General features: G+C 54.1%; 11 protein-coding genes. 6 read left to right on the plus strand and 5 right to left on the minus strand.

What is annotated here, in order from left to right:
• The first annotated feature begins 35 nt into the window (after nt 1–35).
• Complete coding sequence (locus EI42_RS18695) at nt 36–1,316, plus strand: M16 family metallopeptidase (protein ID WP_170142744.1); 1,281 nt, start codon at nt 36–38, stop codon at nt 1,314–1,316.
• A gap of 161 nt (nt 1,317–1,477) precedes the next feature.
• Nucleotides 1,478–2,326 (plus strand): sugar nucleotide-binding protein, encoded by an 849-nt coding sequence (locus EI42_RS18700; protein WP_111324155.1) that lies wholly within the window; start codon nt 1,478–1,480, stop codon nt 2,324–2,326.
• Here the strand turns inward: EI42_RS18700 and EI42_RS18705 are convergent.
• Nucleotides 2,277–3,485, minus strand: a complete 1,209-nt coding sequence (locus tag EI42_RS18705) for a PQQ-dependent sugar dehydrogenase (protein ID WP_170142745.1) — start codon at nt 3,483–3,485, stop codon at nt 2,277–2,279. The genes EI42_RS18700 and EI42_RS18705 overlap by 50 nt on opposite strands.
• Before the next feature lie 255 nt (nt 3,486–3,740).
• Here EI42_RS18705 and EI42_RS18710 point away from each other — a divergent pair, with 255 nt between their 5' ends.
• Nucleotides 3,741–5,138: a glutamine synthetase family protein gene (locus tag EI42_RS18710; RefSeq protein ID WP_111324157.1), complete on the plus strand. Its 1,398-nt coding sequence runs from the start codon at nt 3,741–3,743 to the stop codon at nt 5,136–5,138.
• Between the two features lie 78 nt (nt 5,139–5,216).
• Here the strand turns inward: EI42_RS18710 and EI42_RS18715 are convergent, their stop codons facing one another.
• The 4 genes from EI42_RS18715 to EI42_RS18730 form a co-directional block, all read right to left on the minus strand.
• Entirely contained in the window at nt 5,217–6,317 is a 1,101-nt protein-coding gene (locus EI42_RS18715) for an aminopeptidase (RefSeq protein ID WP_111324158.1), read from the minus strand.
• Nucleotides 6,318–6,458: 141 nt separating this feature from the next.
• On the minus strand, nt 6,459–7,556 hold the full coding sequence (locus tag EI42_RS18720; RefSeq protein WP_111324159.1) for a glycosyltransferase family 4 protein: 1,098 nt from the start codon (nt 7,554–7,556) through the stop codon (nt 6,459–6,461).
• A complete protein-coding gene (locus tag EI42_RS18725; protein ID WP_111324160.1) occupies nt 7,547–7,963 on the minus strand; it encodes a 6-carboxytetrahydropterin synthase in 417 nt (138 codons plus the stop codon). Before EI42_RS18725 ends, EI42_RS18720 begins: the two co-directional genes overlap by 10 nt.
• Nucleotides 7,964–8,032: 69 nt before the next feature.
• Nucleotides 8,033–8,746, minus strand: a complete 714-nt coding sequence (locus EI42_RS18730) for an SDR family NAD(P)-dependent oxidoreductase (protein WP_111324161.1) — start codon at nt 8,744–8,746, stop codon at nt 8,033–8,035.
• A gap of 160 nt (nt 8,747–8,906) precedes the next feature.
• Between EI42_RS18730 and EI42_RS18735 the strand changes: the two genes are divergently transcribed.
• From EI42_RS18735 to EI42_RS18745, 3 genes are all read left to right on the plus strand, one after another.
• The gene (locus EI42_RS18735) at nt 8,907–9,365 is read left to right on the plus strand and encodes an Lrp/AsnC family transcriptional regulator (protein ID WP_111324162.1); all 459 of its coding nucleotides are present in this window, start codon (nt 8,907–8,909) and stop codon (nt 9,363–9,365) included.
• 18 nt (nt 9,366–9,383) lie between these two features.
• The gene (locus EI42_RS18740) at nt 9,384–10,322 is read left to right on the plus strand and encodes a DMT family transporter (RefSeq protein WP_111324163.1); all 939 of its coding nucleotides are present in this window, start codon (nt 9,384–9,386) and stop codon (nt 10,320–10,322) included.
• A 252-nt stretch (nt 10,323–10,574) separates the two neighbouring features.
• Nucleotides 10,575–11,837, plus strand: coding sequence for a DUF4388 domain-containing protein (locus EI42_RS18745; RefSeq protein ID WP_111324164.1), 1,263 nt, complete (start codon nt 10,575–10,577; stop codon nt 11,835–11,837).
• Nucleotides 11,838–11,845 lie beyond the last annotated feature (8 nt).

Below are 11,845 nucleotides of genomic sequence, written 5' to 3' on the forward strand. Positions count from 1 at the left end.
TGACCAGCCTTGCTCAGAAAGGATGTTTGTATAGAATGAGTAATCAGACGCTTCCCCCGAATTATTTCTTCCACCGGCTCCCAAACGGGATTGAATTAATCGGGCAATATATGCCAAGCCTGAGCTCAATTACGCTCGGCTTTCAACTCAATGCTGCGGTGATCCATGAGCCTGCCGAAAAATATGGGCTGGCTCATCTGTTTGAATATATGCTGCTTCAGGGCACTAAGCAGCGTGATGCCCGTGCACTTAACGAAGCCTTTGAGTCGCTTGGAGCACGCAAAGGGGTAAGCACCAGCCTGGAAATCTCCCAGATCTGGGCGCAGATTGTGCACAATAAGTTTGATGATACGCTGGCACTCTTGCGTGATGTCTTGCTCACGCCGACTTTTCCGCGCAATGAGTTAGAGCAGATGCGCAATATTATTCTGCAAGAGATTCGCCGCCGCGATGATGAGCCCATGAGCCGCATCTTTGAACTGGTGCGCTCAAAGTTCTATGAAGGGACATCACTTGGCCGCCCCATGCTTGGTACCAACGAGAGTGTACGGGCGTTGCAGAAACAGGATTTGCAGGAGTTCTGGCGCGAGCGTTATCAGCCCGATAATGTGCTGTTTGCAATTGCCGGTAAGTTTGACTGGGATCATGTCGTTGCCCAGATGGAGACGCTTTTCGGCGATTGGAGCGGTCAGGCAAGCGCCGTCGCAAAACAAACCCCAAGACCGCAAAATGCGATTGTGCTTGATCGACAGGAGGGCAAGCAGGAACATATCTGTATGCTGTGCCCATTCCCTAATTATACCGATCCTGATTACTATGCGGCAATGATTCTCGCTGAGGTCCTCGGTGGCAATATGGCTTCACGCCTCTTTGTCGAGGTGCGTGAGAAGCGCGGTCTGGTCTACGGCGTCTCCGCCAGCCTGGCAGGCAACAGGCATATCGGGGCCCTGCGCATCTATGCCGGAACCACGCCAGAACAGGGACGTGAGTGTCTTCAGGTGATTGTAAATGAGTTGCGCAAATTGGAGCAGGACGGCATTACTGCTGACGAGCTGGAACGCGCAAAGGTGCAGTTGAAGAGTGAAAACGTCATGCGCAGCGAGGGCTCTGGTTCCCGTATGGGTGCGATTGCCCGTTCATGGTGGTATGAGCGCAAGGTCAGAACGGTACATGAGGTGAAAGATGCGATTGACGCTGTCACCGCCGATCAGGTTATGCAGGTCTTACAGCGTTACTCTCCGTTGAATCCGCTGACCGTTGCCGCTGTCGGCCCGCTCTCCCGTGATGAACTGGTTGGCGATACCTTGCCTTTCTAGCGGTGAGGATGAGTCTTGAGCAGTTGCTGAGGCTGAAATAAAGCCATCAGCAATGAGCCTGTGATCTCAAGTGTGCGTACAGTATCGCTTCCCGTTCACCTGGAGAAGCGATACTGCGGCCTTTTCTGCGCCGTCCTCATATCTCGTCAGGATAGAGACTTATGAAAAAGGATTGCAATGTTGTTCTACTTGGCTCAAATGGCTATCTTGGACGCACTCTGACCGTGCGTTTGCAGCGGGATGTCGCCGTATTTCCCACCCATCGGCAAGGCGCGCTTTTCCCCTCGTCGCTTCAGTACGACTTCTGGACGGACGATCTGACTCCGTTGCTCAGCCTCTGCCAGGCTGACATTGTGGTGATCGCTATGAATGTCGCCTATGTGGCGCAGGATCCCGTCGTTGATAGTCGCCTGTTTCGGTTGCGCGTGGGTAAGCTGGTTCATGCCTGCCGTGAGCGCAGAGTGATCTATATCTCCAGCGACGGTATTTTTGATGGCCGATCAGGCATGTATACCGAGACGGATGTACCGCACCCGATTACACCCTATGGCAAGAACCTGCAATTTTTCGAGGAACGTGTCAGAGAGTTCTGTGACGACTACTGTATTATTCGTCCTAGTTATCTCTTCGGTTATGCCCATGCCGAGCTTGATCGGCGCCTGGCACGGGTGCGTGCTGGTTTACTTGCAGGAGAGCATTTCACCTTTTTTAAAGATATGATCAAAAGCCCGCTCGACGTCAATCAGGCGGCGGAAGCGATCGCCCAGATTACGCTTTCCAACTATATTGGCGTCGTGCATGTCGGCGGGGTTGCGATGTCGGTCTATGATTTCTACCATACCGCGATGCAGACGTTGCAGGTTCCCTGTGAGGGGCTCAGTGCAAGCATGATGCCCGCTGATAGCACTATGCCGAAGAATACGTCGCTTGATATTCGCTTGATGAAGGGACTGACCGGAGTCAGACCCTATACGGTGCAGGAGGCATTGCAGCGGATCCCTGTTGAGTAGCGACGATGCGGTAGATCAACCCTGCTTTGTCATCGCTTACGTATAATGCCCCATCGGGACCCACGGCCAGCCCGACCGGCCTACCTGTCGCTGCGTTCTGCTGTAACCATCCTGTCGCGAAGTCCTGGGCTGGTCCGGACACGTTGCCCTGCGCGTTCAGCGGCACAAAGACGACCTTATAGCCGGTGGGTACACTGCGGTTCCAGGAGCCATGAAAAGCGATATAGAGCCCATGATAGTGTTCGGGGAAAGCCTGTTGTCTGTAGAAGGCGAGCCCTAACGGTGCGGAATGAGCCTGCATTTTCAGCAATGGCTTGATGATTCCGTGACAGGAGTCGGGTTTTCCCAGTTCGGGATCAGGAATGTCGCCCGCGTGGCAGTAAGGCCAGCCGTAGTGGCCGCCATCTTGTAGCGCATAGACCGTCTCGGGCGGCGTGTCATCCCCGAGCAGATCGCGCCCATTATTGGTGACCCAGATTTGCTGGTTCCAGGGATTGATAGCCATGCCAACAGCGTTCCGTAGACCATCGGCATAGAGCCGCCCCTGGCTGCCGTCGAGGGCATAGCGCCAGACCGATGCGCGGCGCTTATCCTGCTCCACGCAGTTATTGCAACTGGACCCGATAGAGACATAGAGGGCATTGTCTGGCCCAATCAGGACCGTTCGCGTGGTATGATTACCTGTTGCTGGTAGGTCCGGGATAATCACGCGTTGCTGTATTCCCCGGTAGTCCGACCCGAGAAGCAGGCGCGTGATCTTTGACGTTTCACCTATGTAGAGCTCATTCTGGTGAAACGCGAGGCTGGTCGGACTATCGAGCCCCGAGGCCACCACAACATGGCGCGTGGCCTTGCCGGTATGGTGTGGGTCCGGGAGCGCTGTAACCTGATCCGCCCCGCTTTCGGCGACAAAGAGCGTGCCATCTGGACCGAAGGCCAGAAATCGTGGAGCTGAGAGCCCGTCGGCAAAGATAGAGGCCTGAAAGCCTGGTGGCAGGGTAAGTGTGGTGGCGCCCGGCATACCGCTGACCCGGCTGGAGCCAAAGATCCAGGAACGGAGTGCATTGAACCGGACATAGACCAGTAGCCCTCCGACAACCAGCACGATCAGACTGACGACGATAACAAGACGTATGATTCTGGTGCGACGCTCTGTCATCTTTTCCCTCTTTTCCTGTAATCTGTCCTTGTCTGCTTCCAGTATAGCGCTTTTTGGCTCTGAGGTGAGCTTATAATGGAGGCAGGTAAAAGATTGTTCCCCTGTTTGGCTTTTTTCTTGACAGCACTGACAATGCATGCAACAATGGCACTCACCAGGAATGATAACCGTTGAAACCTGTACAAAAACGAGAGAAGAGACGAGCGCTGTCGGGGTTGGCAGCAGTTGGAGAGCTCGCAGGGAGGAGCTTGAACAATGGCCGGTGAACAGGGTTTAAGTATGTATGAGAAAGTGATGGCAACCATTGAGCACGAGCGCGTGCGCTTTGTGAATCTTGAATTTACAGATATTGTCGGCATGGCAAAATGTGTGACGATTCCCGTGGAGCAGTTTGTTAATAGTGTCCGTTACGGGAAATGGTTCGATGGCTCCTCTCTTGAAGCGTTTGCGCGGGTGGCCGAAAGCGATATGTATCTCTTCCCGGATCTCAGCACCTTCGCCGTGCTGCCGGATAAGGTGCGTCCGGTGCCGACGATAGAGGCCACACCAGATGAAGAACTGAGCGCCAGTGATGTGGTGGCGCGGGTAATCTGTGAAGTGCGTACGCCGGAAGGAGAACGCTTTGACGGTGATTCTCGGGCGACACTGATGCAGGCGCTCCAACTCGCGCAGGAGATGGGTTTCTTTTATCGTGTTTCCCCCGAGCTGGAATTCTTCCTGTTACGTTTTGAAGGCAAGACGCCAACGCCGTTACCCCATGATCGCGGAAGCTACTTTGACCTTTCGACCGATCTGGCAACGGTGGTACGCCGCCAGATGGTGCGAGCCCTGCAAAAGATGGGTTTTACGATCGAGGCCAGTCACCATGAAGTGGCCGAGGGACAGCATGAGCTCGACTTTGAGATTGCGGATGCCCTGCATATCGCTGATGGCCTGATGACTGCCAAGTATGTGCTCAAGGCGATCGCGTCGCAATATAACCTTTACGCAACCTTTTTGCCCAAGCCCTTCTTCGGGATCAATGGGTCTGGATTGCACACGCATCAACAACTGATCTCAAAGGAGACGGGGAAAAACGCCTTTGTGGATATGCAGGCCGAGTATGGGCTGTCGCAGATCGGACGCTATTTTATCGCCGGGCAATTGGCGCACGCTCCGGCTATGTGCGCGATTCTGGCGCCGCTGGTCAACTCCTATAAGCGATTGGTGCGCGGCTATGAGGCTCCGGTCTTGATTAATTGGGGCCGAATCAATCGGCAGGCGCTCATCCGGGTGCCGCATTTGAGCAAGGATCCCGAGACCTCTATGCGCATTGAGCTGCGCTGCGCCGACCCGAGCTGTAACCCCTATCTGGCCTTTGCGGTGATGCTGCGGGCCGGACTCGATGGCATTCAGCGGAAGCTGGATCTGCCGGGACCAATGGAAGAGAACCTTTTCTTGCAGGATGAGGGGGGGCGCCTCCGTCCACGTGCGCGTCTACTACCTGCGACGCTTGGCGAGGCGCTTGACGCCCTGCGTAGTGATTCGCTGATTCGCGAGACGCTCGGCGACTCCATTTATGAAGGCTTTATTGATGCCAAAAGTATTGAGTGGACCGAGTATCGCGAGCAGGTGCATGGTTGGGAAATTGATCGGTACCTGCCCATCTTCTAGCGTGTCTGGCTGCGTGAGTGCAGTCTGAATATGGAGGCAAGAAAGAAGGCGACGGGTTCTGAACCGCCGCCTGTTTGTTTAGATCAGGAACTTTCCGTTCTCATAGAAGAGCTCACCATCTGCGGTGATGCGTCCCTGCCGTAGATCACAGATCATATCCCAATGCAACCCGGATTCGTTCTTGCCACCGGTATCAGGATAGGACTGACCGAGCGCCATGTGCATCGTGCCGCCAAGCTTTTCGTCAAAGAGGATGTCCTTTGTAAAGCGCTGAATGTCATAGTTTGTGCCAATGGCAACCTCACCCACAAAGCGGGAACCCTCGTCCATATCCAGCATGGTGTTCAGGAAGTCCAGGCCACGATCAGCGCTGCTCTCAATCACTTTGCCATCTTTAAAGACAAGGCGCACATTCTCGACCTCGTTTCCCTGATAGATAGCGGGATAGCTGAAGGTGACCACACCATTGACCGAATCCTCAATTGGGCCGGTGAAAACCTCGCCATCCGGGAAGTTCACCTTGCCATCGGCACTGATCCAGGTGCGCCCCTTGACCCGGTAGGTCAGATCAGTTCCGGGAGCCTCGATATGAATGACATCGTGCTGATTGAGATAGTCGACAATGCGCTGCTGTTCCTGGCTGACCTTTTTCCAGGCGGCAATGGGATCCTCTTCGTTGAGCTTGCCTGCTCCGTATACGAACTCCTCATACTCGCTCAAGGCCATTCCGGCTGCCATTGCGTGTCCCTGTGTCGGGAAGCGTGTCAGACACCAGCGTAGCTCTCCAGTGGCGGCTCGCTCCATATTGCGCTTGCCCAGTTCACGTGTGGCGCGGCTACGAAGGGTTATGCGTTTGGGATCGACGCCGCTGAGGGTGTAGATGTTTTCGGAGGCGCTGATGTGGAGCGTCTTGTTGAAATATTCAAGCTCATATTTGGCAAGTTCGGGGACCGTGGTCAACAGCTCGTCGCTGGCCTCTTGCAGAAAAATCGAAGCGAAATCCTCGACCTCAATGCGCGTGCTAACCTCTGCTCCTGCTCTGACTGCTTCGCGATAGACTTCGCGCAACAGGGGCAAGCTGGCAATAGATCCGCTCAGACGAAAGCGGTCTCCGGGCTGCAATTCCAGCGAGTAATGGACCATGATCTTAGCCAGTTTCTGTACACGAGGATCGGTCATAACGGCAAATCTCCTTCTTTTATGGTGCCTCTTCTTCTACCACCATATGTATAAATGGGCATCATAATTTCTGGTTGGATACGATCACGTGGTGATCTCCGGGTGGATGTTTTTCAGTATATCATTCAAGACGATGTGGGGCTATGCTTTGGGGCATAGCGAGTAATAGAGCTGCTCGTAAGCGGTGAGCATGCTCTGCAAAGAGAAGTGACGCTCCACGTGAGCGCGACACCGGGCCCGCGAGAGGGTATGGAGGTTGTGCACCGCTTTTACGGCTCCCGCGATATCGCCGGGCGTGACCAGGAAGCCTGTTTCTCCATTGGCCAGCACTTCGGCAGCTGCCCCGCGCTGATACGCGATGATAGGTGTGCCTGTTGCCATCGCTTCTACGGCGGCCAGCCCGAACGGCTCTTCCCAGGAGATCGGGAACAGGAGGGCCCGCGCTTGCCCCATCAGACGCCACAGATCCGCATGCGGTAGCTGACCCAGATAGTGGACCTGGTTCCCCTGGATTCGGGGCTTGATGCGCTGCTGATAGTAGTCCTCATCATAGATGCCTCCGGCAAGGAGCAGGCGCACACCAGCCTGTTCGGCGATCGCAATGGCATCTTCTACACCCTTCTCAGGTGTAATCCGTCCGGCAAAGAGCAGAGGGGCGTCGGTGGCGACCTCTTCTTGATAGGGAATCGCCGAGAGGTTCAGCCCGTTGTAGATCACGCGATCAAATGGGGTATAGTCAGCATAGCTTTGCGCACAGGCCTGCGATACGGTGACCAGCGTTAGAGGATGACCCTGTTGGTTGAGGACACGCAGACAGTCGTTGATCTCTGGTGTGACGGCAGGCAGATGTATGGTATGGACCACCGGAATTTGATCCAGTAACGTACTACAGGCGAAGGCGGGCCAGTCGAAGGCGTGCGCGTGAACCAGATCAAATTCATGCTGCCGCTGTTTGAGGCGCAAAAAAAGGTCAAGGAAGAGATTGGCCTGTGCGAAGAATCCCGCGTCAGCAGGGCGCTCCTGAGGCGGACCCGAGAAGCGGGCTGGAACCACGCTCTCGGGCACAGCGATCTGTTCGATCACGATATCGGGAAGGATGGAACCCTCGCGGGCAAAGAGCGTCACCTGATGACCATCTCGATGAAGGCCGGTGGCCAGTTCAGCGACTAACGCCTGTGCACCGCCCACGAAGGGCTGTGCGATAGGGGTAACAAGTGGGGCGATCAGGGCTATTCGCATGCGGGACCTCGGTAGGTGGCAACGTTATTCTCAGTTTCGTGCAGTGTGACTTCATAGAGCATATGCGCGGGAAAGGCGCTCTCCAGGCGCTCCCAGAACTTGATAACCAGCATTTCGGTGGTGGGGATTACTCCTTCAAGCCAGGGAACATCATGGTTGAGATGCTTATGATCGACCCAGTCAACAACCTGTTCATTGACGATGCGCTTGAGATCTGTCAGATTGATGATCATGCCAGTTTTTGGGTCCGGCTGACCTTGCACGGTGACTTCCAGCGTATAGTTATGTCCATGCCCGTTGGGGTTGGCGCATTTATCATAGATGGCGTAATTCTCTTCGTCGCTGAGATCGTTACTCCAGAGGCGATGTGCGGCGCTGAAGGTTACGCGCCGTGTCAGAAACACCATAATGTTTGTTCTCCTATTACAACACGCGGGACGGTGCCCGAGCCGGGCGGATAGACGCCGTGTGGTTGTTCAGGCATTGGTGAACAGTTCGATATTACTGCCGTTAAACTTGCTGCCGCTCTCGTCGGCCAGGAACAGGAGAATCCGGGCCAGTTCTTCGGCTGTCATGCCTGCTTGCAGGTGCGGAGCCGCCTGACGAAGCATCTCGGTATCAATGGCTCCCGGACTGACCGCACAGACGCGAATATTATGCGGCTTCCCTTCGACTGCCAGAATCTCGGTCAGGCTGGCAACTCCGGCCTTCGAGACATTGTAGGCGCTTAACCCGGGAAACTTTTCTACCCCTTTGACGCCCGAAAGCGATGAGATGTTGATAATCACGCCCTGGTGTTGCGCAATCATCATCCTGAAGGCCTCACGGCAACAGAGGAAGGTGCCACGCAGGTTGACAGCAAGCACGCGGTCCCAGGTGGCGCTATCCATATCCTCGAAGGGACGCGTTGCAACAAGACCCGCGCTATTGACAAGAATATCGACCCGTCCAAACTGTTTCCTCATTTGTTGGAACAGCGCCTGAACGTCGTCTTCGTTTGCAACGTCGCCGCTAACGGCGATGGCGGTTCCGCCTTCCTGGCGAATCGCGGCCAGGGTCTCTTCAAGGTGGGCCGGCGTCTGACTGAAAAGGACAACTTTGGCCCCTTCCCGGGCAAAGAGCTGCGCCGTTGCGCGACCGACTCCACGACCCGCACCGGTAACAATAGCAATATGATTTCTTATACTCATAACGGCATTATAACACGCGTGGCCGGTGGATGGTGTCGCTTGTCTGCTGCTCCGCACATGGCTGGAGTTTATTTGTTGATCTATAAATAAAAATATGGTATTACAAAAGAAACAGAAGAAATTTGAAAGTAATGCCTAAAAGTTAAAAGGGAGAGTACCGTTGGATGAGATAGATCAAAAGATCCTGAACTTGCTTGCTCGTGATGGCCGGATGACACATACCGCACTTGGAAAGGCGACCGGATTGAGCGCACCTGCCGTTTATGCACGTATTCAGCGCCTGGAACAGGAAGGTGTGATTACCGGCTATACGGTGTTGCTCGATCCCACGAAGATTGGCTGCGGACTGACTGCGATTGTCCGGGTGGTGTTACAGGCATGTGAGGGAGAAAACGAGCTCTTTGAGGACTTTGTACGCCGGGAGCCGCAGATTGTGGAGTGCTATGATGTTGATGGCGAGGATTGCTTTATTTTAAAGATCCGGACGGCCTCTCCTCAGAGCTTACGGGAGCTGGTCGCCCGCATCCGCAGTATTCCGCAGGTTACTCGTACTATCACCTCGATCGCTTTGTTAACTATCAAGGAGCCTGGCGTCAACGGCCCGCTTCCTGAATACTAGAGAGGGTTCTGTATTTTTATGGCAACCGAGATGCAATCAAACGTGCAGCCCGGCCACGGGAGCGCACTGCATACACGAAACGGTCATCATCTGAAATATATTCTGTTGCCGCTCCTGGTCTCGATGATCTGGGGTGGAACCTTTATTGTGGTGCAGCGTGCGGTCAGTCTGAGCGGGCCTTTTACCTTTCTAGCGCTGCGTTTTGGGATCGGGACGCTGATTCTGGCGCTCTTCTCATACAAGCGGCTGCGCAGGATTACCCGACTGGAACTGATCTCAGGTTCCTGTATCGGCGTCATTCTCTTTGCCGCTTATGCATTGCAGACTGTGGGTTTACAGTTTATGACATCGAGTAAGGCAGCGTTTATTACCGGGCTCTACGTGCCGTTTGTGACGATCCTCTCTGTCTTGCTGTTGCGCCAGAGGCCGACGCTTGCCGCGCTGGTCGGAGTGCTGCTGTCCTTTCTCGGGTTAACGCTATTATCGGTGAATGATCAATTGACCCTGACGTTTGGTCTGGGGGAGGCGCTGATGCTCGGCTGCGCCGTAGCAAATGCACTGCATGTTGTCAGTATCAGCAAGTTTGCGGCGCGCTCGGATGCACTTAACCAGACGATTATTCAGATGGGAATGACGGCGCTTCTGAGTGTGATCGCGATGCCGCTAGCTGGTGAGCGCTTCGTCTCTCCTGATTGGACAGTCTGGCTTGCCGCGCTGGCGATGGGGTTGATCGCGACCGCATTCTGTATCGCGGTGATGAACTGGGTGCAGAAGTTCTTGAGCAGCACACAGGCAACGCTGATTTACGCGCTTGAGCCTGTCTGGGCAGCTATCATCGGAGGGGTGATCGGGGAACCAATGAGTATCCCGACAATTATCGGCTGTGGGGCAATCTTTCTCGGTATGATTGTTGGCGAACTGGATTTGGGCCGCTTCAAAAGAAGGAAAAGTGGATAGTTCATCTTATCATTGCACGAACCCTTGTTTCAGATCACTTTAAGTGTGAAGGTGAAAAAGAACACATACTGGTAGAAAAGGGGAATAACAGAGGCAATAAGATACTTGTTGAAACAAGTTGAGCTTGTTATAATGAGGCAGAAAACAGTGTTCCGACACGTTTTCTTCTTCGCAGAAACGACTCGGATTCGCTACAATCAGGGTAGATGTTTTCCAGTGTTCTTTTAAACTGATCTGGCCCACGGGGGATATATGAATACAGGCACTGTCTTATCTGGATCACTCAAAGATTTTGGCCTGGTGGAAGTATTGCAGATAGTGGAAATGGGAGGGATGACGGGCGCTATCCATCTGAAGCAGAGCAACGGGCGAATGGGTATCCTCTATTTTAATGAAGGGAAGCTTGCGAACTGCTCCGAATTTGACCCGAGTGCTTTAACGCTTGGTGATGTCTTGCAACAGCTTGGTATGACCACGTATCACCATATCGAGCAGGCCTACATGCAACAATTACAGGATCCTATTGGGAAGCGTATCGGGGAACGGCTTATCGCAATGGGGGCGATTACGGAGGATCAGTTACAGCAGGCACTCAAGACAAAGGTCTTATGGACGGCCCGCGAACTGGCTCTATGGAACGAAGGCAATTATGAGTTCATCGCCAGCCCGAATGTACAGAAGCTGTTGCCGCATGGAGAAATCTCGTTAGACATCGATGTTCTGCGCATCACGATGGAAATGGTGCATTATGGCGATGAGTGGCAGACGCTCCGGCAGTTTTTACCGCAGGGCATGCGCACCATGCTTCAGCTCTCGCCTGCAATCCCGTTTACCATCCGCTTTGATCTCCGCGCTCTGGAACTGTTCACCCATGTCAATTTGTATCGGCGGGTGCGGCGGATTGCGACCGCTATTCGTCGTCCTGAACTGGAGGTTGCGCAGGATCTGGCGCAACTGGTACAGCAGAAGTTCTTGCTGGTCGCGCAGCAGGAGGCGGTGCCACCCAGCGAGCGCAATGTGCGCCTGCCGGATCCGGCGGAAAAGCTGCGTCTCGAAAACTTTGCGCTGTTAGATCTCATCAGCCGGATGGAACAGGAATGGGATAAACGTAGAACGCCAATGGATCAGCTTCCGGCGCTGGCTGAGTTTGTTAACTGGACGATGGACGCGCTGGCCGAATTGCAGCGCTCGAATGGCCTGGCGCTTGATCCGAATGCGCTCAAGTCCTTGATGATGAATGAAGGGTTGACGAACGTTGGCAATTATGAGTTTAAGGTTGAGCATAATCATGTCGACGTCGAGAACTTCACCAGCCTCTGTTACGAGATTATGAGCGGCGATGTGCATAAGGCTGAGGCTTTTTACGATCAGGCCGCGATGATCCTGCATCGATTGTTATGTTGTATCTTTGAGATGATCAATGCTCGTGTTGCCAATCCACGCGAACGATTGGAGAACCAGGAAGTCTGGGAGGCTATGTTTGAGCAATTCGCTTTGCAGAGTAGTGGTGCCTGAGCTGAGTT

It is taken from the genome of Thermosporothrix hazakensis (assembly GCF_003253565.1).
In the GTDB taxonomy this organism is placed as follows: domain Bacteria; phylum Chloroflexota; class Ktedonobacteria; order Ktedonobacterales; family Ktedonobacteraceae; genus Thermosporothrix; species Thermosporothrix hazakensis.